Annotated in this window: 19 protein-coding genes and 1 pseudogene; 15 read left to right on the top strand and 5 right to left on the bottom strand. The window is 67.8% G+C overall.

Annotated elements, in window-relative coordinates; genetic code table 11:
* The first annotated feature begins 90 nt into the window (after positions 1-90).
* The 9 genes and pseudogenes from bamA to IB223_RS05165 all read left to right on the top strand — a co-directional run bounded on the left by bamA (position 91) and on the right by IB223_RS05165 (position 12,240).
* Positions 91-2,571 (top strand): outer membrane protein assembly factor BamA, encoded by a 2,481-nt coding sequence (gene bamA / locus IB223_RS05205; protein WP_192200578.1) that lies wholly within the window; start codon positions 91-93, stop codon positions 2,569-2,571.
* A 112-nt stretch (positions 2,572-2,683) separates the two neighbouring features.
* Entirely contained in the window at positions 2,684-3,703 is a 1,020-nt protein-coding gene (lpxD, locus tag IB223_RS05200) for a UDP-3-O-(3-hydroxymyristoyl)glucosamine N-acyltransferase (protein WP_192200577.1), read from the top strand.
* The gene (fabZ, locus tag IB223_RS05195) at positions 3,703-4,158 is read left to right on the top strand and encodes a 3-hydroxyacyl-ACP dehydratase FabZ (protein WP_142123804.1); all 456 of its coding nucleotides are present in this window, start codon (positions 3,703-3,705) and stop codon (positions 4,156-4,158) included. Before lpxD ends, fabZ begins: the two co-directional genes overlap by 1 nt.
* A 1-nt stretch (position 4,159) precedes the next feature.
* The gene (gene lpxA, locus IB223_RS05190; RefSeq protein WP_192200576.1) at positions 4,160-4,948 is read left to right on the top strand and encodes an acyl-ACP--UDP-N-acetylglucosamine O-acyltransferase; all 789 of its coding nucleotides are present in this window, start codon (positions 4,160-4,162) and stop codon (positions 4,946-4,948) included.
* Positions 4,949-4,965: 17 nt separating this feature from the next.
* A pseudogene (gene lpxB, locus IB223_RS05185) lies at positions 4,966-6,129 on the top strand (lipid-A-disaccharide synthase); the annotation flags it as partial.
* 135 nt (positions 6,130-6,264) lie between these two features.
* Positions 6,265-6,870: a ribonuclease HII gene (gene rnhB / locus IB223_RS05180; protein ID WP_192200574.1), complete on the top strand. Its 606-nt coding sequence runs from the start codon at positions 6,265-6,267 to the stop codon at positions 6,868-6,870.
* Between the two features lie 143 nt (positions 6,871-7,013).
* Positions 7,014-7,424 (top strand): hypothetical protein, encoded by a 411-nt coding sequence (locus IB223_RS05175; protein WP_192200573.1) that lies wholly within the window; start codon positions 7,014-7,016, stop codon positions 7,422-7,424.
* Between the two features lie 184 nt (positions 7,425-7,608).
* Positions 7,609-11,184: a DNA polymerase III subunit alpha gene (dnaE, locus tag IB223_RS05170; RefSeq protein WP_192200572.1), complete on the top strand. Its 3,576-nt coding sequence runs from the start codon at positions 7,609-7,611 to the stop codon at positions 11,182-11,184.
* Between the two features lie 96 nt (positions 11,185-11,280).
* Positions 11,281-12,240 (top strand): acetyl-CoA carboxylase carboxyltransferase subunit alpha, encoded by a 960-nt coding sequence (locus tag IB223_RS05165; RefSeq protein ID WP_192200571.1) that lies wholly within the window; start codon positions 11,281-11,283, stop codon positions 12,238-12,240.
* 67 nt (positions 12,241-12,307) lie between these two features.
* Here IB223_RS05165 and IB223_RS05160 read toward each other — a convergent pair whose 3' ends face one another.
* Positions 12,308-15,130: a di-heme oxidoredictase family protein gene (locus IB223_RS05160; RefSeq protein ID WP_192200570.1), complete on the bottom strand. Its 2,823-nt coding sequence runs from the start codon at positions 15,128-15,130 to the stop codon at positions 12,308-12,310.
* A 263-nt stretch (positions 15,131-15,393) separates the two neighbouring features.
* Between IB223_RS05160 and IB223_RS05155 the strand changes: the two genes are divergently transcribed.
* On the top strand, positions 15,394-16,143 hold the full coding sequence (locus IB223_RS05155) for a tetratricopeptide repeat protein (protein WP_192200569.1): 750 nt from the start codon (positions 15,394-15,396) through the stop codon (positions 16,141-16,143).
* Positions 16,144-16,258: 115 nt separating this feature from the next.
* On the top strand, positions 16,259-16,447 hold the full coding sequence (locus tag IB223_RS05150) for a hypothetical protein (protein ID WP_142123795.1): 189 nt from the start codon (positions 16,259-16,261) through the stop codon (positions 16,445-16,447).
* Between the two features lie 15 nt (positions 16,448-16,462).
* Here IB223_RS05150 and IB223_RS05145 read toward each other — a convergent pair whose 3' ends face one another.
* Entirely contained in the window at positions 16,463-17,407 is a 945-nt protein-coding gene (locus tag IB223_RS05145) for a GAF domain-containing protein (protein WP_192200568.1), read from the bottom strand.
* A 129-nt stretch (positions 17,408-17,536) separates the two neighbouring features.
* Between IB223_RS05145 and tilS the strand changes: the two genes are divergently transcribed.
* Genes tilS through IB223_RS05130 form a run of 3 tightly spaced genes read left to right on the top strand, consistent with a single transcriptional unit; the run spans position 17,537 to position 20,011 of the window.
* Complete coding sequence (gene tilS / locus IB223_RS05140) at positions 17,537-18,835, top strand: tRNA lysidine(34) synthetase TilS (RefSeq protein WP_192200567.1); 1,299 nt, start codon at positions 17,537-17,539, stop codon at positions 18,833-18,835.
* A gap of 47 nt (positions 18,836-18,882) precedes the next feature.
* On the top strand, positions 18,883-19,143 hold the full coding sequence (locus tag IB223_RS05135) for an exodeoxyribonuclease VII small subunit (protein ID WP_192200566.1): 261 nt from the start codon (positions 18,883-18,885) through the stop codon (positions 19,141-19,143).
* Positions 19,133-20,011, top strand: coding sequence for a farnesyl diphosphate synthase (locus IB223_RS05130; RefSeq protein ID WP_192200565.1), 879 nt, complete (start codon positions 19,133-19,135; stop codon positions 20,009-20,011). Before IB223_RS05135 ends, IB223_RS05130 begins: the two co-directional genes overlap by 11 nt.
* A gap of 73 nt (positions 20,012-20,084) precedes the next feature.
* Here IB223_RS05130 and IB223_RS05125 read toward each other — a convergent pair whose 3' ends face one another.
* Positions 20,085-20,465 (bottom strand): DUF4870 domain-containing protein, encoded by a 381-nt coding sequence (locus IB223_RS05125; RefSeq protein ID WP_192200564.1) that lies wholly within the window; start codon positions 20,463-20,465, stop codon positions 20,085-20,087.
* Between the two features lie 119 nt (positions 20,466-20,584).
* Entirely contained in the window at positions 20,585-21,958 is a 1,374-nt protein-coding gene (gene pmbA / locus IB223_RS05120; RefSeq protein WP_192200563.1) for a metalloprotease PmbA, read from the bottom strand.
* Positions 21,959-22,056: 98 nt separating this feature from the next.
* On the opposite strand from pmbA, the gene yjgA reads away from it, so the two are divergent.
* A complete protein-coding gene (gene yjgA / locus IB223_RS05115; protein ID WP_192200562.1) occupies positions 22,057-22,614 on the top strand; it encodes a ribosome biogenesis factor YjgA in 558 nt (185 codons plus the stop codon).
* 139 nt (positions 22,615-22,753) lie between these two features.
* On the opposite strand, the gene tldD is transcribed toward yjgA, so the two are convergent.
* Positions 22,754-24,202 (bottom strand): metalloprotease TldD, encoded by a 1,449-nt coding sequence (tldD, locus tag IB223_RS05110; protein WP_192200561.1) that lies wholly within the window; start codon positions 24,200-24,202, stop codon positions 22,754-22,756.
* Positions 24,203-24,254: the final 52 nt, after the last annotated feature.

The raw sequence follows: 24,254 nt of genomic DNA, 5'->3' as shown, positions 1-24,254 counted from the left end.
AAGGCGGCCTGTCCCTTCCTGGCGACACCCCGGACCGCGGCCCTGCGATCCACCCCTGCTCTGCAGGAACCACCCCAACCGGATGTAATGATGACGCGACTGCCTTCCCGCCGCCTGATTGCCCTCGCCCTGGCTTCGGCCATCGCCATGCCGGCACTGGCCCAGACGACGGAACCCGCCGCCGCACCCGCAATGGCCGAGCCGCTGGGCAGCGCTTCGTTCACCGCCACGGACATCCGCATCGATGGCCTGCAGCGCATCTCCACCGGTACCGTCCTCACCTACCTGCCGATCGAACGGGGCGACCAGGTCACCTCGGCCGGCGTGTCCGAGTCGATCCGCGCGCTGTACAAGACCGGCTTCTTCGAGGACGTGAAGCTCGACCGCCAGGGCGACATCCTGGTGGTGACCGCCACCGAGCGCCCGGCGATCAACAAGTTGACCCTCACCGGCAACAAGGACATCAAGACCGAAGACCTGCTGACGGGCCTGAAGGACATCGGGCTGGCCGAGGGCGAGACCTTCGACCGCCTGAGCCTGGACCGCGTCACCCAGGAACTGGTGCGCCAGTACAACAACCGCGGCAAGTACAACGTCGAGATCACCCCCACGGTCAGCCCGCTCGACCGCAACCGCGTGGACGTGACCATTGCCGTCAAGGAAGGCAAGGCGGCCAAGATCAAGCACGTCAACGTGATCGGCGCCGAGAAGTTCCCCACCGAGGACCTGCTGGAGAACTGGGAGTCCAAGGAAAGCACCTGGCTGTCCTGGTACCGCCGCGACGACCAGTACTCGAAGGAGAAGCTGTCGGGCGACATGGAGCGCCTGAACTCCTGGTACCTGGACCGCGGCTACGTGGACTTCAGCATCGACTCCACCCAGGTGTCGATCAGTCCCGACAAGCGCGACATGTTCATCTCCGCCGGCATCACCGAAGGCGAGCAATACAAGATTTCCGACGTGAAGGTCACCGGCGACACGGTGCTGCCGAAGGAGGAAATCGAGAAGCTGGTGATCGTGAAGCCGGAGCAGACCTTCTCGCGCATCCTGCTCGAGATGACGTCCGACACCATCACCTCGACACTGGGCAACATCGGTTATGCGTTCGCGCAGGTGAATCCGATCCCCACCATCGATCGCGAGAACCGTACCGTCGCGATCAACCTGCAGGTGGTGCCCGGCCCGCGCGTCAACGTGCGCCGCATCACCTTCAAGGGCAACACGCGCACGGCCGATGAAGTGCTGCGTCGCGAGATGCGCCAGTTCGAAGGCAGCTGGTTCTCCCAGGTCGCCGTGGACCGCTCGCGCGTGCGCCTGCGCCGCCTGGGCTACTTCGAGACGGTGGACGCGGAAACCACGCCCGTGCCGGGCACGACCGACCAGGTCGACGTGGTGTTCAACGTGAAGGAAACGACCTCGGGCAGCTTCGTGTTCGGCCTGGGCTATTCGCAGCTGTCCGGCCTGACCACCTCGATCCAGTTGTCGCAGAACAACTTCCTCGGCGGCGGCAACCGCGTGTCGGTGGAAGCGCAGCGCAGCGACTACCTGCAGCGCTATTCGTTCTCCTACACCAACCCGTTCTTCACCGACGAAGGCATGTCGCTGGGCTACAACCTGTGGTGGCGCGAGTTCGATTACTCGGACTTCAACACCGCCCAGTACTCCACCACCAGCGCTGCCGCGCAAGGCGTCCTGGGCCTGCCGATCTCCGAAAACGACACCGTCTCGCTGCTGTTCGGCGTCGACAGCAACGAGATCCTGACCTTCGGCGGCTCCACGCCGCAGGCGATCATCGACTACATCGATGCCGTCGGCCAGCGCACCTTCCATGCCTGGCGTGCCGAGATTGGCTGGGCGCGCGATACGCGCAACGACTACTTCATGCCCACGGGCGGCACCTACCAGCGCATTTCGGCCGAAGTCGCGCTCCCGGGCTCCACCGTCGAGTACTACAAGCTCAACTACGAGTTCTCGAAGTACTGGTCGCTCAGCCCCGCCTTCGTGCTGAACACCCGCGCCGAGATCGGTTACGGCGACAGTTACGGCTCAGACATCTACCGCTACATCTGCCGCGCCAACGGCTCCGACCCCCAGATCCCGGGCCAGGGGACCACCACCCCGCCCGCTGCGGATGGCACGTGCGCCGATGGCGGCACGCTGGACAGGACACTGGTCGCGACCGGTCTGCCGTTCTTCGAGAACTTCTACGCGGGTGGCACGCGGTCCGTGCGTGGCTTCCGCGACAACACGCTGGGCCCGCGCTCGGAGGTCATTTCCGGCTACCGCGGCCAGCCGCTGGGTGGTTCGCTGAAGACCACCGGCTCGGTCGAACTGATCTTCCCGAAGCTGTTCGACTCCAACGCCGCGCGCGTTGCGGCGTTCTTCGACTTCGGCAACGTGTTCGACGGCGTGGACAACTTCGATGCCGGCGAGCTGCGCGCATCCACCGGTATCTCGCTGCTGTGGCGTGCGCCGGTCGGCCCGATCTCTATCAGCTACGCCTTCCCGATCAAGAAGGAAGACGGCGACGAGCTGGAACGCCTGCAGTTCACCTTCGGCGGCGCGTTCTGATCCCAGCGTCCATGCGGGCGATTCGACGGGGGGCGCAAGCCCCCCGTCTGCTGTCCACCATACGCCACCGTGAAAGCGGTTCGCGGGCCGCAGGGGCTAAACTACGCGCCCTATGACCTCCCCATCCTTTTCCGCTAGCGAGCTGGCCGAGCGCTTCGGGCTCGAACTGCGCGGCGATACGGACCTCCGCATCCACGGCGTCGCCACGCTGGCGCGGGCCGACGCCGGACAGCTCGCCTTCCTCGCCAATACCCGCTATCGCGCCCAGCTGGCGGACAGCCGGGCCAGCCTGGTCGTACTGCGGGCGGACGATGCCGATGCCGCAACCGGTGCCGTCCTGATCGCCAGGGACCCCTACGCCGCCTTTGCCCGGATGGCCGCGCTGTTCGAGAGCAAGCCGGACCGTGCACCGGGGGTGCACACCAGCGCCGTGATCGATCCGACCGCACGCATCGCACCGGGCGCCCATGTGGGTCCGTTCGTCACGGTGGGCGCACGCAGCGTCATCGGCGAGGGCGCCGTGATCGGCCCAGGCTGCGTGATCGGCGATGACTGCCTCGTGGGCGACGGCTGCGAGCTGATCGCCCGCGTCACCCTGGTCACGCGCGTGCGCCTGGGCCAGCGCGTGCTGATCCATCCCGGCGCCGTGATCGGCGCCGATGGTTTCGGCCTGGCGATGGACAGCGGCCACTGGATCAAGGTGCCACAGCTGGGCGGCGTGGTGATCGGCGACGACTGCGAGATCGGCGCCAACACCACCATCGACCGCGGCGCGCTCGACGACACGGTGCTGGAAGAAGACGTCCGCCTCGACAACCAGATCCAGATCGGCCACAACGTCCGCATCGGCGCGCATACCGCGATGGCCGGTTGCAGTGCCGCCGCCGGTAGTGCGCGCATCGGCCGCTACTGCCTGATCGGCGGAGCCGCCGGCGTGCTCGGCCACCTGGAGATCTGCGACCGCGTGGTCGTCACCGCGATGTCGCTGGTGACCAGCTCGATCACCGAACCCGGCGAGTACTCCAGCGGCACACCGCTCACCGACAACCGTACCTGGCGCAAGAACGCCGCCCGCTTCAAGCAACTGGACGCCTTGGCACGACGCGTGCTGGCGGCCGACAAGGAAACCTGATGACCCTGGACCTGCAACTGCCCGTCGACGCGGCCACCATCCGCCAACTACTGCCGCACCGCTACCCGTTCCTGTTGGTGGACCGGGTGGTGGAGTTCGAGAAGGACAAGCGCGTCCTGGCCTACAAGAACATCACCCAGAACGAACCCTTCTTCACCGGCCATTTCCCGGACCGTCCGATCATGCCGGGTGTACTGATCATCGAGGCGCTGGCGCAGGCCGGTGGCCTGCTGACCCAGCTGTCGCACCAGGGCGATACGGCCGGGCGGATGTTCTACATGGTGAAAGTGGAGAACGCGCGCTTCACCCGCATGGTGGTGCCGGGCGACCGCCTGGACTTGGACGTCACCCTGAAGCGACTGATCCGCAACATGGCCTTCTACACCGGCGTGGCCTCGGTGAACGGCGAACAGGTCGCCTGCGCCGACGTGCTGTGCGCCGAGGACACCCGCTGAGATGAGTGCCCCCACCGCCATCCATCCCAGCGCGATCGTCGATCCCGGCGCGCAGCTGGGCGAAGGCGTGCGCGTCGGCCCGTTTGCCTACATCGGCCCGGAAGTGGAGATCGGCGCTGGCACGGTGATCGGCCCCCACTGCACGGTCACCGGCCCCACGCGCATCGGCCGCGACAACCACTTCGCCGGGCATGCCGCCATCGGCGGTGATCCGCAGGACAAGAAATTCAAGGGCGAGCGCGTCGAGCTTGTCATTGGCGACCGCAACCAGGTGCGCGAGTTCGTCACGCTCAACCGTGGCACCGTCACCGGTACCGGCATCACCCGCATCGGCAGCGACAACATGCTGCTGGCCTACACGCACGTCGCGCACGACTGCATCGTGGGCAACCACTGCGTGTTCTCCAACAACGCCACGCTGGCCGGGCACGTGACCGTGGAAGACTGGGTCATCCTCAGCGGGTTCGCGGGCGTACACCAGTTCTGCCGGATCGGTGCCCACGCCTTCATCGGCATGGGCGTGCTGCTGAGCGGCGACGTGCCGCCGTTCACCATGGTGGCGGGCGAAGCATCCGGCCGGCCGCGCGGCATCAACAGCGAAGGCCTGAAGCGGCGCGGTTTCGACGCTGAGCGCATCGCCGCCATCAAGCGCGCGTACCGCACGCTGTACGTAGCCGGCCTGCCGCTGGCAGACGCCAGGCAGCAACTGGCCGAGCAGGCGCAGACCAGCGATGACGTGAAGGCGCTGCTGCATTTCATCGACAGCGGCGAACGGCCGTTGCAACGGTGATGCAGGCAACACCCGCAGCGCGGCCGCTGCGCATCGCGCTGTGTGCGGGCGAGGCGTCCGGCGATGGTCTGGGTGCGGGGCTCGTCGAAGCACTGAAGCAGCGCTTCCCGCATGCCGAATTCGCAGGCATCGGCGGCGATGCGATGCGTGCCGCAGGATGCGACACCTGGTTCGATGCGAACGAGCTGGCGGTCATGGGGCTGGCCGAGGTGCTGCGCCACCTGCCGCGGCTGCTGCGCCTGCGCAAGGCGTTCCGCCAGCGCGTGCTGGACTGGACGCCCGATGTGTTCGTCGGCATCGACGCACCCGACTTCAACCTCGGTGTCGAGCGCTGGCTCAAGGCGCATGGCGTGCGCACCGTGCACTACGTGAGCCCGTCGGTATGGGCATGGCGCGAGAAGCGGGTCGAGAAGATCGGCCACAGCGCGGACCGCGTACTGTGCCTGTTCCCGATGGAACCACCGATCTACGCGCGCCATGACGTGGACGCGCGTTTCGTCGGCCATCCGATGGCGGACGACATTCCGCTGCAGCCGGATCGGTCTGCGGCGCGCGCGGCGCTGGGCCTGTCGACCGAAGCACCCGTGCTGGCTGTACTGCCTGGCAGCCGCCTGGGCGAGATCGGACGGCTTGCACCGGCCTTCTTCGAGGCGGCACGCCGGGTGGCCGCGCAGATCCCCGGCTTGCAGATCGTCGTGCCTGCGGCCAATGCGGCCTGCCGCCAGGCGCTGGAAGCACAGTTCACCGTGCACGGCGCAGATGCCGCCTGGCGCCTGCTCGACGGCCGCGCGCGCGAGGCGATGATCGCCAGCGATGTCGTCCTGCTCGCCTCCGGCACGGCGACCCTGGAGGCCATGCTGTGCAAGCGGCCGATGGTCGTCGGCTATCGCATCGCGCCGTTGACCTACCGCATCGTCAAGGGCCTCGGAATGCTGAAGGTGGAGCGGTATGCACTGCCCAACGTGCTGGCGGGAGAAGACATCGCGCCGGAACTGATGCAGGACGACTGCACACCCGAGCAATTGTCCCAGGCCGTGCTGCACTGGTTCCGCGAGCCGGAGGCCATCGCTTCGCTGCAGCCAACCTATCTGCGACTGCACGAGCAGTTGCGCCAGGATGCGTCGGCGCGCGCTGCCGATGCAGTGGCAGAACTGGTCCCCACTCCTGTAGGAGCGACGTAAGTCGCGACCGCACGCCATGAATTTCGCTTCTTCCTCGCCTGCTCCGGAAGTTTGCATCCACCTCGGAGCTGAGCGGCGCGTGCGCATCCTTTCTGCGGTCGCGACTCACGTCGCTCCTACAGGGGGCATCGCGCGATGACCGCGACCTCGCTGTTCCCGACGCCCGACGTCCGCCTGGTCGCCGGCGTCGATGAAGCCGGTCGCGGACCACTGGCGGGCCCGGTCGCCGTCGCCGCGGTGATTCTGGACGCGTCGCGCCCCATCGCCGGACTGAACGATTCCAAGCAACTCAGCGAAGCGAAACGCGAAGCGCTGTTTCCCCTGATCCAGGAGCGCGCGCTGGCGTGGCACGTGACCTTCGTCGAGCCCGCCGAGATCGATCATCTCAACATCCTGCAGGCCACCCTGGAAGGCATGCGCCGTGCCATCGCCGCGCTCCGGCCGCTGCCGGAACTGGTCCGCATCGACGGCAACCGCGCCCCGAAAGGCCTCGACTGCATGGCCGAGACGCTGGTCGGCGGCGACGCGATCGAACCCGCCATCATGGCGGCGTCCATCCTGGCGAAGGTGTCGCGTGATCGCCTGATGGTGCGGTTGCACGCGGACTTCCCGCAGTACGGCTTTGCCGTGCACAAGGGTTATCCGACGCCCGCGCACCTGCGCGCGCTGGCGGAACACGGGCCGTGTCCCCACCACCGGCACAGCTTCGCTCCGGTGCGGGCCGTTCTCGCGCCACGGTAGTCGCGGGTGCGCCCGGCGGCGCATGACCGACGACACCCTGTCCATGGTCACGATGGCTTCCTGCAGACGCGCGTACAGCTGCGGGCAGGCAGCATGGTCACGCGGTCCCGCCCCCTGCCGGGACCGGCCCCACGAGGCTTGTCATGACCCTGTCCACCACCTCCCTCCCCTCCCCGCTTTCCACTGCGCGCGACATCGACGACGAACGCTTGCAGCTGCTGCGCTGCATGCTGGCCGACCGCGACTGGACGCATGACCCCGGCCTGCGCACCCGCCTGCAGCAGGCCATGGCCACGCTGAGCTCACCCACCGCGATCACGATGGATGAGGCCACTTGGCCCCTGATCGCCGACGAGACCGCGGGTTACCTTGATTTCCGCCGGCTGCGCAATCTCGAGGCCCAGCTGCGCGGCTGCCCACGGGATGCCCTGCATTTCACCCGTGCCGACTGGGAAGTCCTGCGCGTGGCCGAAGCCGCCCTGGAGCACCAGCTGCGCCACGTGCGCGACAGCAGCTATGCGCCGGAACCAGTACCGCTGTTCCGCATCCACTGACCTCTCTTCGCCCGCACCTCCGCACGCGGGCCGCCCCATCCCGATCCCCGGGTTTTCCCCTGAGCCGTCCCCGTGGACGGCTTCTTTTTTGCCTTGGCATGGGCTTTCCGTCGACCCGGGAAAGTCAAGCCTTGCCCCTCCCCACCGCCGCCGGTACGCTGCCCCGACAGCCTTCCGAGCCGGCATGTCTTCCCGTTTCGTCCACCTGCACCTGCACACCGAGTTTTCGCTCGCGGATTCGATCATCCGCGTGCCCGAGAAACCGGACCACGCCGATCCGAAGAAAGCCAAGCAGCCCAACCTGCTGAGCCGCGCGGTCGAGCTGGGCATGCCCGCGCTGGCGGTCACCGACCGCAACAACCTGTTCGCACTGGTCAAGTTCTACAAGGCCGCCGAAGGCGTCGGCATCAAGCCCATCGCGGGCGCCGACGTGATGGTGGCCGATGGCAGCGATGCGCCGTGGCCGGTGACGCTGCTGTGCCGCGACCGCGACGGCTATCTCTCGCTGTCGCGCCTGCTCTCGCGCGCATGGATGGAAGGCCACCGCACCGACGGCGTCGCCATCCATCCGGATTGGCTGCGCGCCGACCATGAAGGCCTGTTCGCCATCATGGGCCGGCAGAGCATGGCCGGCCGCTTGGCCCATGGCGGCCGCCATGACCTGGCCGAGCAGCACCTGGCCGACTGGCAACGCAGCTTCGGCGACGACCTGCACCTGGAACTGACCCGCACGCAGCGCGACGGCGAAGAAGCCTTCAATGCGTTCGCCCTGCATGCCGCCGGTGCACGCGGCCTGCCGGTGGTCGCGAGCAATGATGTGCGCTTCCTGTCGCCGGACGGGTTCGAGGCGCACGAGGCGCGGGTATGCATTTCCTCCGGCCGCGTGCTGGACGACCCCAAGCGCCCGCGCGACTACAGCGCCGAGCAGTACATGAAGTCGGGCGAGCAGATGGCCGCGCTGTTCGCCGACGTGCCGGACGCCATCGACAACACGCTGGCGCTGGCGCAGCGCTGCAACATCGAGATGCGCCTGGGAACCTACTTCCTCCCGGCCTATCCGGTGCCCGACGACGAGACGCTGGACAGCTGGATCCGCAGCCAGTCGCACGCCGGACTGAAGGCACGCTTGGAGAAGAGTCCGCTGGCGCCCGGCCACACGCGCGAGGACTACGAAAAGCGGCTGGATTTCGAGCTCGACACCATCTGCAAGATGGGGTTCCCCGGTTACTTCCTGATCGTGGCCGACTTCATCCAGTGGGGAAAGAACAACGGCATCCCGATCGGCCCGGGCCGCGGCTCCGGCGCAGGTTCGCTGGTGGCGTGGGCACTGCAGATCACCGATCTTGACCCGTTGCCTTACGGCCTGCTGTTCGAGCGTTTCCTCAACCCGGAACGCGTGTCGATGCCCGACTTCGACATCGACTTCTGCATGGACCGGCGCGACGAGGTGATCGACTACGTCGCGCGCAAGTATGGCCGCGACCGCGTCAGCCAGATCATTACCTACGGCACGATGGCGGCCAAGGCCGTGGTGCGCGATGCCGGCCGCGTACTCGGCTTTCCGTATGGCCTGGTCGACGGCGTGGCCAAGCTGATCCCCAATATCCTGGGCGTGTCGCTGAAGGACGCGATGGGGGAAGGCAGCAGCGAGATGGCCTCGCAGGAACTGATCGACCGCTACCGCGATGAAGACGACGTCCGCGATCTGATTGACCTGGCGCGCCAGCTTGAAGACCTCACCCGCAACGCCGGCAAGCACGCCGGCGGCGTGGTGATCGCGCCTTCGCCGCTGTCGGACTTCTGCCCGCTGTTCGCCGAACACGACGAGGACGGCCGCGGCAAGAATCCGGTCACCCAGTTCGACAAGGACGACGTGGAAGCGGTCGGTCTGGTGAAGTTCGACTTCCTGGGCCTGCGCACGCTGACGATCATCGATTGGGCGGTGAAGGCGATCAACCAGCGCCATGCGCGTGCGGGCCTGCCGCCGGTGGACATCACCACCATCCCGCTGGACGATGCCAGCGTGTATCGCGATGTGTTCGCCAATGGCAACACCGGCTCGGTGTTCCAGTTCGAATCCTCGGGCATGCGGCGCGCGCTGAAGGAAGCCAAGCCCGACCGCTTCGAAGACCTGATCGCGCTGAATGCGCTGTACCGCCCCGGCCCGATGGACATGATCCCGTCGTTCGTCGAGCGCAAGCATGGGCGCGAGGAGTTCGAATATCCCGATCCGCGCACCCGGACCATGCTGGAAGAGACCTACGGCATCATGGTCTACCAGGAGCAGGTCATGCAGATGGCGCAGATCGTCGGCGGCTACTCGCTGGGCGGCGCCGACCTGTTGCGCCGTGCGATGGGCAAGAAGGTGCCGGCCGAAATGGCCAAGCACCGCGAGATCTTCCGCGAGGGTGCCGCGAAGGGCGGCGTGGACGAACGCAAGGCCGACGAAATCTTCGACCTGATGGAGAAGTTCGCCGGCTACGGCTTCAACAAGTCGCACGCCGCCGCGTACTCGCTGGTCGCCTACCAGACGGCATGGCTCAAGAAGCACTATCCCGCCGAATTCATGGCGGCCACGCTGTCGTCCGACATGGACAAGACCGACAAGGTGGTCGGCTTCCTCGACGAGGCGCGCGGACTCGGCCTGACCATGCTGCCGCCGGACGTCAACCATTCCGATTTCATGTTCGTCGCCACCGACGCCCGCACGGTCCGCTACGGCCTGGGCGCGGTGAAGGGTGTCGGCCAGGGCGTGTGCGAGAGCATCGTGGAAGCGCGCCGCGGAGACGGGACCGGCTCCAGGCAGGGTCCGTTCACCGACCTGCTCGATTTCTGCAAGCGCGTCGATTCGTCCAAGTTGAACAAGCGTGCTCTGGAAGCGCTGATCAATGCCGGCGCGCTGGACGCGCTGGGCCGCAACCGTGCGTCGCTGGCGCTGCAGTTGCCGGAAGTCCTGAAGGCCATCGACCAGATCAGCAAGAACCGCAGTGCCGGGATCGTCGACATGTTCGGTTCCAGCAGTGGCGGCGACGACATCCACGTCGATCTGCCCGAAACCGACGAATGGCCGCTGACCCAGCTGCTGCACGGTGAGCGCGAGACGCTGGGACACTATCTCAGCGGCCACCCGATGGATCCTTACCGCGAGGACCTGCGATCGCTGGTCGGCAACGACCTGGGCAATCTGGACGCGATCTGGGCCAACCAGTCGCCCGGCGAGAAAAAAGGCTGGCGGCCCGAAGTGTCCTGCGTGATCGCGGGCCAGGTGGTCGGAGTGCGACGCAAGGGGGACAGCCAGGTCTTCGTGCAGGTGGAGGACGGGTGCGGCCGCATCGAATGCAGCGCGTTCTCCGACGCGCTGGCCGAATTCGGTCCGTTGTTGACGCGCGATCGCGTGCTGGTCATCAAGGGCGGCCTGCGCGAGGACGAGTTCAGCGGCGGCTACAGCCTGCGCATCCGCCAAGTATGGGACTACACCCAGCTCTGCCAGCAGCACGCGCAACGCCTGCAGCTTCGCCTGGACCTGCGCGTGCCCGGTCTGTGGCAGCGCGTCGATGCCCTGCTTTCGCGGCACCGGCCCGGCGGTACGCCGTTGCGGCTCGACCTGTTGATGGCGGCGGGCACGTCCGCCATCGCCGGCATGTTGGACCTCAATGGGCAGAAGGCCGTACGCGTGGACACTGAGCTGCTGGATGCGTTGCGCGCCCTGCCCGGCGTACGCACGGCCAAGCCCGCGTTCCATCGGCCCTGGACCCACTGACACAGCGCGTGCGCCGCATCACGGCCCTACACCCCCGTACGTGACCGTCCGGACGCTTCGGCTACACTTTCCCCCTTTCCGGCCCCTGGCCCCCAGATGAATCCGAACTACCTCGATTTCGAACAGCCCATCGCCGATCTGGAAGCCAAGATCCAGGACCTGCGTACCGCCAGCACCGGCCCGGCGGTGAATGTCGATGCCGAGGTGCACGCGCTGCAGGACAAGCTGCGCATCCGCACCGCGCAGATCTTCCGCGACCTCTCGCCGTGGCAGGTCTCGCAACTGGCCCGCCACCCGGCGCGCCCGTACACGCTGGACTACATCAAAGTGTTCTGCGACGAGTTCCAGGAACTCGCCGGCGATCGCGCGTTCGCCGACGACGCCGCCATCGTGGGCGGCCTGGGTCGCATCGACGGCCGCAGCGTGATGATCATCGGCCACCAGAAGGGCCGCGACACCAAGAGCAAGATCGCCCGCAACTTCGGCATGCCGCGCCCCGAGGGCTACCGCAAGGCGCTGCGGCTGATGAAGATGGCCGAGCGCTTCAAGCTGCCATTGCTGACCTTCATCGACACCCCGGGCGCCTATCCGGGCGTGGGCGCGGAAGAGCGCGGCCAGTCGGAGGCCATCGCGCGCAACCTGATGGAAATGGCCGAACTGAAGGTCCCGATCATCTGCACGGTGATCGGCGAAGGCGGCAGCGGCGGCGCGCTCGCCATCGGCGTCGGCGATCGCACGCTGATGCTCGAGTACGGCACCTATTCGGTGATCTCGCCGGAAGGCTGCGCGTCGATCCTGTGGAAGGACGCCGCCAAGGCCAAGGATGCCGCCGAACAGCTGGGCCTGACCGCCAAGCGCCTGCACGGGCTGGGCCTGGTCGACAAGGTCGTGCGCGAGCCCATCGGCGGTGCGCACCGCAATCCCCGCCAGATGGCCGTGCGCCTGAAGGCCGTGCTGCTCAACGAACTGGATGCGCTGGAGCAGTTGCCGGTCGAACAACTGCTGCAGAAGCGTTACGAGCGCCTGCGCGGCTACGGCGCGTACGAAGCCGCCTGAGCGGTCCGCCCTTCGCTCCACTGAAGCGCCGGTAGACCCGGCGCTTTTTCATTGCGGTCGCTCGCGTTCAGAGCGACCTGAGGAAATCCACCAGCGCGCGACGGTCCTCGGCACTCATCGCCTCGAAACGCTGCTTCGCCGCCGTGCCCTGCCCGCCGTGCCAGAGCACCGCCTCCTCGAGCGTGGCGGCGCGACCGTCATGCAGGTAGCGAACGTTCGGATCGATTGCCGTTGCCAAGCCCAGACCCCATAACGGCGCGGTGCGCCATTCGCGCGCGGTGGCGCGGCCTTCGACATAGGTATCGGCCAGGTCGGGCCCCATGTCGTGCAGCAGCAGGTCGGTGTACGGCCGGATGGTCTGGTAGCGCAGTTCGACGAACCGGTGATGGCCCGTGCGCAATTCCGGCGCGTGGCAGGTACTGCAACGGGCGGCTTCGAACAGCTGCGCTCCGCGCTTGACGCGCAGTTGCCGGGCGCGCGCCTGCGCATCCTGCTCCAGCGGGTTGTCGAAGTCCCGTTTCGGCGGCACGCCCAGCAGGCTCAGGTAGAGCGTGGTCTGGTGGATGTCGGCCGCGGTCAGCTTCGCGCTGCCGCTGTTGATCTGCGCGCAGGCCGTGCCCTGGCTGCCGCGTGCACATTCCAGCGACGACATCAGCGGCGACGTGACGCCCATGTCGGTGTTGAACGCCAGCGAGGTCTGCTGTTCCAGCGTGGCGGCGGCGGCCTTCCAGCCGAAGCGCCCCACGCGACTGACACCGGCGTCGCGTGGATCGGCCACGATCTGCAGCCGGCCGGCCACGCCGTCCGGATCGCCCTGTTGCGTCAGCGCCAGGCGTTCGAGCTGTTGCTCGGGCACGGCTTCCAGCAGGCCCAGCCCTGTCAGCGAGGGTGCCACGCGTACCGACATGGCGCTGGGCAATGCCAGCGGCTGGCCGGCACGGTCGCGCAGGGCGTAGTTCGGCCGGCGCAGCACGTAGCCGGTGCCATCGGCATAGCGACCCGGCAGTTCCGTGTAACCGGTGAGCACCAGCTCGGCTTCACGCCCGTCCACGTTGGCCCCGGCCTCGCGATAGGTGCCCTGCTGCAGGCGCAGGCCGAAGCGCGCATCCGGTGCCTGCGTGCCTGCGCCAGCCACGCCGACGAACACGCCCAGCCGGTCGAGCGGTGCGCCAACAACCGGCGAACTGCGCCCGTTGCCCGCATGACAGTCCACGCAGCGCGTCTGCGAGAACCGGGGCGCGGTCTTGCCCGCATGCGCGGCGAACACCGTGTTGCTTTCTTCCGAATGGCGACCGCTCGCGAACGAGGTATGGATCAGCCGGCGCCCTTCCGCCCATGGCTGCATGTTGTAGCCGGCGATGTTGTGCGAGGCCTGCTGCAGCATGCGGAACGGCTCGCTGGACGTGTCTTCGTGCAGCGTCATCCACGGCCCTGCACTGAGCGCTTCCGCCGGCATGGCCAGCGAGTCCAGCGGCCGTTGCACGCCATAGCCGGGGCCTCGGAACCAGGACACGATGCCATGCGAGCCTGCGCGGTAGACCAGCGCTTCGGCGTAGTAGTTGAAGCGACCGATGGCATCCGGATTGCCGGCCAGGAAGATGCCCAGCTCGAACTCCACCAGGTCGCCCTTGCGCAGCGGACGGTGGGCCTCGTTGGCGGCGGTACGGATTTCCTTCACCAGCACGAAGGCATTGCCGGGCGCGCCGGCCGGAGGCGTGTAGTTGCTGCCGGGATCCTGTCCGAACTGCGCGTAGCCGGCGATCGGCGTCTGCGCGAGCACGCCGCCGGGCAGCAGCTTCATGCCACCGTTGTCCGCATACAGCGCCACCGACGTGGGCTCGAGCGGATCCTCGCTGCGCCGCCCGATGTAGCCATGGCGGAAATTGGTGCCGTACCAGTAGTGCTGCGGCTTGACGACGATGGTCAGGATGCGCTGTTCGCCGGACGTGCCGGGCACCGCATCGTCATGGATCAGGATCTCGTGCGTGCGCCGTTCGAAGTACTGGGGCGGGAAGACCTGGTAGCTGTCGTCGACGATGGGCTCGCGCGCGTGGCGGTCGCGCACGCGGCCGCCCACATGGGTGACCAGCGTGCCGTCGTCCTGGGTGTACTGGATGGGAGCCGCATCGTCGGGCCACAGCAACGGCTGGTAGCTGGCGGAAGGCGGCACCTGTGGCGGCGGCGGAATCAACGGATGCGATCCGTTCTGGCGCACCGGCTGCGGTTCGCCAACGGCCAGGTGGAACTGCTGCGCGGGCACCGCAGCGCACGCGATCTGCTCGATGGAGGCACCGGCAGTTGTCGAAGCGCCCACGATGCCGATGCACTTGCCGCTGTTGACGTTGACGATCCGGTAGCGGTCGCTGGTGTCGACACGCTGCAGGCGGAAGCGTTGCGCGCCGCTGCCGTTGTCGTCCCATTGCTGCACGATGACGTGGTCGGCGCCCGAGCCCGCAGGAATGTCGGCCGACTTCTGCGTGTGCAGGTTGCGCAGGCGGTACTGCCCGGCCGTGGTCTCGGCGATATCGAAAAACTGCCGGTGCAGCGTGCCCTCGCAGGTGGACTGCACCAGTGGCGTGCCATTGGCGGTGCTGCCGTCGCGCACTTCGATGCACAGCCCGCTCAGCACGCTGGCGATGCGGTAGCGACCCGGTGGCACCGGATCGGCGTCGATGTTCTGTGGCGCAACGGCCTGGGCTTCTGCGGCGGCGGTGACCGTCATCGCCTGGCTTGGAACCGACGCCGGCGCCAGGCGGCCCCTGCTCCAGAAAGGGGCATCGCGCGGGTCGTCGGTCGACGCGGAGCATGCCGCGAGCGACAGCGAAGCCAACAGGACGGAAGACGCCAGCACGCGACGATGCAGGGCGACTGCAGGACAGGGGCGATGCATCGGGATACCGACTCCTTGGGGACGCGTGGGGTACGTCGGCGGCGCCACGGCGTCTCTCCCCGAGACGCGGCGGCACGCCATCCAATGGCAGGACGCGGCATGGTCGCAGAGGCATCTCCATGCCGCTGTGACCGATGCCGCACAACCCGCCGGCCCGCACGCGGGTGGCCGCGGTCGTTTCAACCGTTTCCCCGGCACCGGCTGGCGCCGGCCACGTGGATGACGGATGCTTGACGCTCCGCCGACGGCGCCGCGCTACCCGCATGAGTCCACTCCTCCTGCTCTCCTTCGCCCTCCAGATCGCCTGCTGCGTGCATGTGGTACGCACCGGAAGACCGCTCTACTGGGTCTTCATCCTGCTGGTGTTCTCCTTCATCGCGGTGATCGTGTACTTCATCGCCGAGATCCTGCCGGATCTGCGGCACAGCCCCTCGGCGCGGCGCACGGTGCGCAACGTGCGGAACCGGATCGATCCCGAACGCGACCGCCGCGACGCAGCCAGGCTGCTGAAGGCCGCGGATACCCCGGAGAACCGTCGCCGACTGGCGGAAGAAAGCCTGCGCGGCGGCGATTACACGCACGCCGCCGAACTGTACGAGCAGGCACTCAAAGGCCTGTATGCCACCGATCCGGACCTGATGCTGGGGCTGGCGAAGGCGCAGTTCGGCATGGGCGACGCGCAGAAGGCACGCGATACGCTGGATGCACTGATCACCGCCAATCCGGGTTTCCGGTCCGCCGACGGCCACCTGCTGTACGCGCGTGCCGTGGAGGACACCGCCGATGCGGCCGCCGCCATCCACGAATACGAAGCCGTGGTACAGGGCTACCCCGGCGAGGAGGCCCGCGCCCGCTTCGGCCTGCTGCTGAAACGGCATGGAGAACAGGCGCGCGCACGCGTGGTGTTCCAGGAGATCCTCGATCGGTCCGACGCAGCGCCACGCTACTACCGCCGCGAGCAACAGGACTGGATCGCCGTGGCAAAGCGCGAACTCGCGACGCTCCAGGACTAGCCCGGTCCGCACGATGCGACGGACGGTTGATCGCGATCAATGCCGGGGGGCGGTGGACACGCGATGATGCAGGCAGCGATCGGCACTGCGCCGATCCACGCGCAGGAGGGTGGCCATGGACCTGCTTTCGTTGCCCTGGTGGCTGCTGCCCACCGTACTCTTCGTGCTGCCCGTGCTGGTGGCGCTGGCGGTGAACCGCTGGCGTTTCCACCGCACCGGCGTCAGCCAGCATCTCGTGCTGGGTCTGTTCGTGGGTGCCTGCTGGATCGCCGCGCTCATCGTCATCCTGCAGCAACTCCGATGAGCATCCGGCATCCGCTCATGCCGCCTCCCGACGATCCGCAAGCGCGTCCTTGCGCAGGCTGAGGTCTTCCTCCGCGCGCAGGTAGACGTGCAACAACGCCTCGTCGACCGCGGAAGCGATGGCCGTGCCCACCAGCAACTCCATTCCGTGTCGCTGCCGCGCAGCGTGTGCGGCCGCACGCAGCGCATCGATCCGTGCCTCCATGCCGGCTCCCTTCAGCAGCACGACGAACTCGGCGCTGTCGGTGACGCGACTGACGTGATCGCCGAGATCATGGCGCACGCAAGCGTCGAAGATGGACGCGAGTTCCTGCAGGGTCCGCTCCAGCATGCGCTCGCCCAGCCGGCGAGCCTCCTCCGCCATGCCCTGTGCCTCCACGATCACCACGCACCACGGCTCACCCGGCGCCACGGACGCCTCGCCATGACCCTGCAGCGCCACCACCGCCCGGGTTTCGTGATGCACGCGATGGGCATCCAGCAGCGCGACGGTGATCCGTGCGAGCGCCCGCAACGAAGCCTTCTGCTGGTTGCTCAGGCGGCGCGGGTGGGTATCCACCACGCATACCGTGCCCAATGCCTCACCCGTGCCGGCCACCAGCGGCATGCCGGCATAGAACCTCGCCTTGACATCGCCCGTGACGATGGGGAAATCGGCGAAGCGCTGGTCTTCGCTCAAGTCGGATATCTCGAGCAGTTCATCCGGTTGCCGGATGGCGTGGTCGCACACCGCAGTGTCGCGGGTGGTTTCATGGTCATCCAGGCCGATGCGCGCCTTGAACCACTGGCGGTCGCGGTCGATCAGCGACACGACGGCGATGGGCGTGCCGCAGATCGCGGCAGCCAGCCCCACCAGATCGTCATAGGCCGTGCCGGGCAGAGTATCCACGGCATGGTAGCGATCCAGCGCATGTTGGCGCCGACGTTCTGTGTCGCGGGTGTCGGTGGAAGATGGGTTCACGGCGGGTCCTCGTGTGGATGCGTGGACATGGTCGACGCGCACCGGTTCAGATCCCGTCAACGGCAGCGGAAATCGCAACCTCCATCACATTGTGCTGCAGGCCGCGCCCATCGTCGCTAGCATGCGTGCATGGATGCCGCGCCATCGCCCCTGCCCCTGTTGCCCGCACGCGCCGAGAGCCGCGTATGGGTTGCGTTGAGTGGCGGACTGGATTCGACGGCATTGCTGCACCGGCTGGCCCGCGACGCATCGCATCGTCGCCACGGGCTTGCGGCGATCCACGTGCACCATGGCCTGCAGCTCGACGCCGATGCATGGGCGGCGCATTGTTCGGCGCTGTGCGCCGCGCTGGACGTACCGCTGCAGGTACGGCACGTACAGGTGGACACCACGCGCGGCGAGGGAACCGAAGCCGCCGCACGGCGCGCGCGTCAGCAGGTGTTCGCCTCTGTCATGGATGCCGGCGACATCCTCGCCACGGCGCATCACCGTCAGGACCAGGCGGAAACCTTCCTGTTGCGCGCACTGCGTGCCTCCGGTCCCGATGGACTGGCGTCCATGCGGCCGTGGCGGGCGTTTGGTCCGGGTTGGCAATGGCGTCCGCTGCTGGAAACGCCGCGCGAGGCGCTGCTGGCGTACGCCGACAGGTTCGCGCTGGAATGGATCGAGGATCCCAGCAACGCGCACACCGACTTCGACCGCAACTTCCTGCGCCACGAGATCCTTCCCCTGTTGCGGCAGCGCTGGCCGCACGCGGACGCGGCCTTCGCACGCAGCGCGGTGCTCAGCGCTGAAACCCTCGAACTGCTGGAGCCACTGGACGGGCAGCTCCTGGCGGCCGCCGCCACGGCGGATCCCGCCGCCTTGAACGTCGCGCCGCTGCGCGCAGCCGGCCCCGCGCAGCGCGCACGCGCACTCCGGCGCTGGATCGACGCACTCCGCCTGCCGCCACTCCCGGCCGAAGGCGTGGCGCGGATCGAGGCACACCTGCTGGAGGCACGGGCGGATGCGCAGGCGGAGTTCGCTTGGCAGGACGCGATCGTGCGGCGCTGGCGTGGCCTGCTTCACGCCGAACGGCAGCGCCTCGCCTTGCCGGTGCACTGGCAGACTCCGTGGGATGGCATGGCGCCCATCCTGTTGCCCGATGGGGGCACGCTGTCGCTGGAGGGCGGGCGCCACGGCTTCGGAACGCCGCTGCGGCTGACGGCGCGCCAGGGCGGCGAACGCATCGCGCTGCCGGGCCGCTCGCATCGGCATGCGCTGAAGGACGTGTTGCAGTCGCTCGGCATTCCCCCCTGGGAACGCCGGCAGCTTCCGCTCGCCTGGCAGGGCGACCGCCTGTGGGCGGCAGGCGACGTGGCGCTGTCGGCCGAATGCGATGCCTGGCTGCGCGCGCAAGGCGCCCGCCTCGTCTGGCGCCGCGGCTGAATCACCATCGCGTTGACCTGATCGCAACCGATCCCCACACTTGCGGCATGGCAAAGAAAACCTCCCCGGACGCCTCCCCTGTCGCCCACTTCGAACAATCGCTGGACGAGCTCGAGCAACTGGTCGAGAAGATGGAACACGGCGACCTGAGCCTGGAAGCATCGCTTGCGGCCTACGAACGCGGCGTGGGCCTGTACCGGCAATGCCAGGCGGCGCTCGAGCAAGCCGAACTGCGCGTGCGGCTGTTGAGCGATCCGGAGCAGCCGGAGGACGGCGAAGCGTTCGCCCCCGCGCCCGATGGCCGCTGATCCCCGCTTCGCCGCCTGGGCGGCGGGCCTGGAAAACCATCTCGACCGCGTGCTGCCAGCGGGCGATGCGGCGCCGCATCGCCTGCACGCCGCCATGCGCCATGCCGTGCTCGGGGGTGGCAAGCGCATGCGGGCCTTGCTCGTCTACGCCAGCGGTACGCTGCTGCAGGCGGATGAAGCCACGCTGCATGCGCCCGCCGCCGCAGTCGAACTGATCCACGCCTATTCACTGGTGCATGACGACCTGCCTGCGATGGACGACGACGACCTGCGTCGCGGCAAACCCACCGTGCACATCGCATTCGACGAAGCCACCGCCATCCTCGCCGGCGATGCACTGCAGACGCTGGCGTTCGAGCACCTGGCGTGCGCCGATGCACCCGCCCTGCTGCGCGTGGACTGGCTGGCCACGCTCTCGCGTGCTTCCGGCGCCGCCGGCATGTGCGGTGGACAGGCGCTGGACATCGACGCCACCGGTACGCAGCAGACGCCGGACGCGCTCCAGCGCATGCACGCACTGAAGACCGGCGCGCTGATCCGCGCTTCAGTGCGGATGGGCGCGCAGGCCGGCGCCGCCGACACGGACACGCTCGCGCGACTGGATGATTTCGCCACCGCGCTGGGCCTGGCATTCCAGGTGCGCGACGACATCCTCGACATCGAAGCCAGTTCCGAACAACTGGGCAAGACCGCCGGCAAGGATGTGGCCCAGGCCAAGTCGACCTATCCCGCACTGCTGGGCATGGACGGTGCGAAGGCCAAGCTGGAGGAACTGGCTGCCGCGATGCGCGATGCGCTGGTGGGCCATGACGCGCGTGCCGATGCGCTGCGCACACTCGGCGAACTGGCGGTCCGTCGCGCGCATTGACCTGCCGGGCCTGCCGGCGCGAAAAGAAAAAGCCCGGCATTGCCGGGCTTTTTCATGCGACTTAGAGCGCGCTTTACTTGATCAGGCGCAGCGCGAACGGGTAGCGATACGCTTCGCCGTTGTTGGCCTTCACGCCACCGATGATCGACAGCACCAGCGCGGCGATGCCGATCAGCGGCATCAGCAGCAGGCCGATCAGGACGAATGCCAGGATCCACGAGATCACGAACGCGATGAACACCGTGATCTGGAAGTTCAGCGCTTCCTTGGACTGGTCGGTGACGAAGCCCTTGGAGGCGTCATCCTTGCTGATCAGCCAGATGATCAGCGCGCCGATCGGGCCAGTGACGATGCCCAGCAGGTGGGACAGCAGCGCCATGGTGCGCTGGTCCTGCGGTGCGTCGCCCGCAGTCGGCGGCGGAGGCGGTGCGGTGACGTTGTCGAATTCGCTCATCTAGTGGATCCCCGAAATGGTGAGGTGGGCGGTCGAGCGCTGCGATCCCCCGCAGCACTCCGCGTGCCAAGCATAACGGGTAACGGCGTCACCGTCGGCCACGTCGTGGCCGACTGGCGTCATTCGCCCGCCACGGTCATCCGGCCGACCAGGATCGACCCGACGCCGACATGGGACCGGCGATCCACATCGCGACCCACGGCCTCGATGCCGGCGAAGATGGCCTTGAGGTTGCCGGCGATAGTGATGCCATCGACAGGGTACGCGAGCGCACCGTCCTCGACCCAGAAGCCTGCCGCGCCGCGCGAATAATCGCCCGTCACCCCGTTCACGCCCTGCCCCATCAGTTCGGTGACGAGCAGGCCGGTACGCATGCCGGCGAGCAGGTCGTCGAAACCGCCCGCGTTCGCCTTCACCTGCAGGTTGTGCACGCCACCGGCATTGCCGGTGGTCTGCAGGCCGAGCTTGCGCGCCGAATAGCTGCCCAGCACGTAACGCTCGAGCACGCCATCGCGGATCAGGTGCGAACGCTTGGTCGCCACGCCCTCCGCATCGAAGGCCGAAGAGCGCAGGCCATGCGGCAGCAAGGGAAGCTCCTCGATGGCGAACCAGTCGGGAAAGATCCGCTGGCCCACATGGTCGAGCAGGAAGCTCGCACGCCGGTACAGCGCGCCGCCGGAGACGGCGCCCAGCAGGTGGCCGATCAGCGAACGCGCCACCTCGGCCGAGAACAGCACGGGGTATTCGCCGGTCGCCAGCGAGCGCGGCTGCAGGCGTGCCACGGTCCGCGCAGCGGCCTTGCGGCCGATGGCCGAAGGATCCTCGAGTTCCAAGTGCGACAGCGCCGTGCTGTACCAGCCATCCCGTTGCATCCCATCGCCCTGCCCCGCGATCAGCGCGCAGCCGATGGTGTGCTGCGTATCGCGCTCGCGGCCGATGAAGCCGTGCGAATTCGCGTAGACGGACAGGCTTTCGCCGCTTCCGATGGATGCGCCGTCGGAGTTCTCGATGCGCGCGTCCGCCTCGCGCCCGGCCGCCTCGCAGGCCAACGCCAGATCCACGGCACGGTCCATGTCGAGCGCCCAGGGATGCCAGACGTCGAGATCGGGGAACCCGCCATCCGCCTGTGGACGCGCCATCAGCGCGGCATCGGCAAGGCCGGCCGCTTCGTCGTCCTCGGTGTAGCGGGCGATGGCGCAGGCCTGTGCGACCGTGGCTTCCAGGCTCTCCTCGCGCAGGTCGGCCGTGCTGGCACTGCCCTTGCGCTGACCGAAGTAGACCGTCACGCCGATGCCGCGGTCACGGGTGGACTCCACGGTTTCCACATCGCCCAGGCGGACGCTGACGTTGAGCCCGGTTTCTTCGCTGCAGCTCACCTCTGCCTGGGTGGCGCCCTGTGCCCTGGCGCGTTCGAGAAGACGCTGCGACAACACCTCCAGGCGCTCCAGGCGGGCCAGGCTGTCGTCGGGGGAAGTCAGGGCGGTGGCGTTCAATGCTTTATCCTTGTGTCCTGTGATCCGCGCCCGGGCGCCGGATCGGTATTGGATCAGGCTTCCGCGCGATGCGGCGGAAGCGTCAGAGAGGTTCCACGATGCGCGGACGCGACCCCGAAACCGGCGAATTCCTTGGCCCCAGCCGCACCCAGCAACGGGGCGAGGCGCTGGAGATCCGCAGCCTTGCCGAGAAACTGGTGGCGCTGCCGACCGCGCAACTGGCGCGCCTGCCGATTCCCGAAGATCTCATGCCGCACATCGTCGAGACGCAGCGCATCACGTCGCATATCGCCCACAAGCGCCAGTTGCAGTTCCTGGCCAAGCAGATGCGGCGCGAAGACGACGAGGTGCTGGAAGCCATCCGCGATGCGATGGACGAGGGTGGCGAAGCCGCGCGCCGCGAAACCGCCCTGCTCCATCACGCCGAGCAGTGGCGCGACCGCCTGCTGGCCGATGGCGATGCGGCGCTGGCCGACCTGCTGGAGGCATTCCCGCAGGCCGACCGCCAGAAGCTGCGCCAACTGGCGCGCAACGCCAGCGAAGAACGCGCGAAGAACAAGCCTCCGCGAGCGTTCCGCGAATTGTTCCGCGAAGTGCGCGAGCTGCTGGCCGACGCGAGCGCTGCGCAAGACGGCGACGAAGACGACGCGCTCTAGCCCCTCTCCCCTCGAGAGAGGGGTTGGGGTGAGGGTATGGCAAAGTCCATGCTGCGCACACGTCATGGACGTCGCCGAACCCTCATCCACCCTGCGGGCACCTTCTCCCGGGGGGAGAAGGAGGAAAGCATGGGACGCTTCATGCCTTCGTCCCACCCACCGTCAATCCTTCGATCAACAATGACGGCTGGCCGACGCCTACCGGTACGCTCTGGCCGTCCTTGCCGCAGATGCCGACACCCTGGTCCAGCGCCAGGTCATGGCCGACCATCTTCACCTTCTGCATGGTTTCCGGACCGTTGCCGATCAGGGTGGCGCCCTTCACCGGGGCGGTGATGCGGCCATCTTCGATCAGGTAGGCCTCGGTGGCGGAGAACACGTACTTGCCGCTGGTGATGTCGACCTGGCCGCCGCCGAAGTTGACCGCGTACAGGCCCTTCTTCACCGAGCGGATCATGTCCTCCGGGTCGTGCTGGCCGGCCAGCATGTAGGTATTGGTCATGCGCGGCATCGGCAGGTGCGCGAACGATTCCCGACGGCCGTTGCCGGTGGGCGCCACGCCCATCAGGCGCGCGTTGAGCGCGTCCTGCATGTAGCCCACCAGCACGCCGTCCTCGATCAGCGTGGTGCAGTTCGTCGGCGTGCCTTCGTCATCGATATTGAGCGAGCCGCGACGGCCCGGCAGCGTGCCGTCATCGACGATGGTGACGCCCTTGGCCGCCACCTGCTGTCCGATCCGGCCGGCGTACACGCTGGTGCCCTTGCGGTTGAAGTCGCCCTCCAGCCCATGGCCGACCGCCTCGTGCAGCAGCACGCCCGGCCAGCCGCTGCCCAGCACCACCGGCATCACGCCGGCGGGCGCGTCGATGGCATCCAGGTTGACCAGCGCCTGGCGCAATGCCTCGCGTGCGAGGTCTTCCGGCTTGCCGTCGGCGAACAGTTCGGCATAGCCGTAACGTCCGCCCATGCCGGCGTAGCCGGATTCGCGGCGTCCGTTCTGTTCGACGATCACCTGCACGTTCAAGCGCACCAGTGGACGCACGTCGGACGCCAGCACGCCGTCGCTGCGCGCGATCAGCACGGTGTCGATGCCGCCGGACAGGCTGACGGTGACCTGCTGCACGCGCGGATCGGCGGCGCGCAGGAAACGGTCCACCGCACGCAATGCCTGGACCTTGGCATCGTTGCCCATCGCATCGATGGGATCGTCGCTGGCATACAGCGCGTGGCCGCCACTGCGCACCAGCGTGCGCGGGTAATGCGCGGCCCCGTCGCGCGCGATGGCGCGCGCGGACTTCGCCGCATCCAGCAGGGCCGGTGCGTTGATGTCGTCGGAGTAGGCGAAGCCGGTCTTCTCGCCGGAAATCGCGCGCACGCCCACACCCTGTTCGATCGAGTGGGCGCCGTCCTTGACGATCCCGTCCTCGACCGTCCAGCTCTCGCGACGCGCATGCTGGAAGTACAGGTCGCCGAAATCGATGCCCGGCCCAAGCAAGGTACCGAAGGCGCGATCCAGGCCGGACGGGTCCAGGCCAGCGGGCAGAAGGAGACGGGTTTCGGCAAGCGTGATCGGCAGGGTCATGGTCATGGTCATCACAATGGGGACGAAAAGCGCTGCCGGCAAGGACGCCCTCGCCGAC

Origin of the sequence: Pseudoxanthomonas sp. PXM03, from assembly GCF_014852005.1 — a bacterium.
Lineage (GTDB): Bacteria > Pseudomonadota > Gammaproteobacteria > Xanthomonadales > Xanthomonadaceae > Pseudoxanthomonas_A.
The sequence above is the reverse complement of the archived record's forward strand: the minus strand, read 5'-3'. Positions and strand labels throughout refer to the sequence as shown.

What these genes read in the sequence shown, in the direction of transcription:
- bamA (WP_192200578.1), top strand. Translation starts at nt 91, where the DNA reads ATGACGCGACTGCCTTCCCGCCGCCTGATTGCCCTCGCCCTGGCTTCG.
- lpxD (WP_192200577.1), top strand. Translation starts at nt 2,684, where the DNA reads ATGACCTCCCCATCCTTTTCCGCTAGCGAGCTGGCCGAGCGCTTCGGG.
- fabZ (WP_142123804.1), top strand. Translation starts at nt 3,703, where the DNA reads ATGACCCTGGACCTGCAACTGCCCGTCGACGCGGCCACCATCCGCCAA.
- lpxA (WP_192200576.1), top strand. Translation starts at nt 4,160, where the DNA reads ATGAGTGCCCCCACCGCCATCCATCCCAGCGCGATCGTCGATCCCGGC.
- rnhB (WP_192200574.1), top strand. Translation starts at nt 6,265, where the DNA reads ATGACCGCGACCTCGCTGTTCCCGACGCCCGACGTCCGCCTGGTCGCC.
- IB223_RS05175 (WP_192200573.1), top strand. Translation starts at nt 7,014, where the DNA reads ATGACCCTGTCCACCACCTCCCTCCCCTCCCCGCTTTCCACTGCGCGC.
- dnaE (WP_192200572.1), top strand. Translation starts at nt 7,609, where the DNA reads ATGTCTTCCCGTTTCGTCCACCTGCACCTGCACACCGAGTTTTCGCTC.
- IB223_RS05165 (WP_192200571.1), top strand. Translation starts at nt 11,281, where the DNA reads ATGAATCCGAACTACCTCGATTTCGAACAGCCCATCGCCGATCTGGAA.
- IB223_RS05160 (WP_192200570.1), bottom strand. Translation starts at nt 15,130, where the DNA reads ATGCATCGCCCCTGTCCTGCAGTCGCCCTGCATCGTCGCGTGCTGGCG.
- IB223_RS05155 (WP_192200569.1), top strand. Translation starts at nt 15,394, where the DNA reads ATGAGTCCACTCCTCCTGCTCTCCTTCGCCCTCCAGATCGCCTGCTGC.
- IB223_RS05150 (WP_142123795.1), top strand. Translation starts at nt 16,259, where the DNA reads ATGGACCTGCTTTCGTTGCCCTGGTGGCTGCTGCCCACCGTACTCTTC.
- tilS (WP_192200567.1), top strand. Translation starts at nt 17,537, where the DNA reads ATGGATGCCGCGCCATCGCCCCTGCCCCTGTTGCCCGCACGCGCCGAG.
- IB223_RS05135 (WP_192200566.1), top strand. Translation starts at nt 18,883, where the DNA reads ATGGCAAAGAAAACCTCCCCGGACGCCTCCCCTGTCGCCCACTTCGAA.
- IB223_RS05130 (WP_192200565.1), top strand. Translation starts at nt 19,133, where the DNA reads ATGGCCGCTGATCCCCGCTTCGCCGCCTGGGCGGCGGGCCTGGAAAAC.
- IB223_RS05125 (WP_192200564.1), bottom strand. Translation starts at nt 20,465, where the DNA reads ATGAGCGAATTCGACAACGTCACCGCACCGCCTCCGCCGCCGACTGCG.
- yjgA (WP_192200562.1), top strand. Translation starts at nt 22,057, where the DNA reads ATGCGCGGACGCGACCCCGAAACCGGCGAATTCCTTGGCCCCAGCCGC.
- tldD (WP_192200561.1), bottom strand. Translation starts at nt 24,202, where the DNA reads ATGACCATGACCCTGCCGATCACGCTTGCCGAAACCCGTCTCCTTCTG.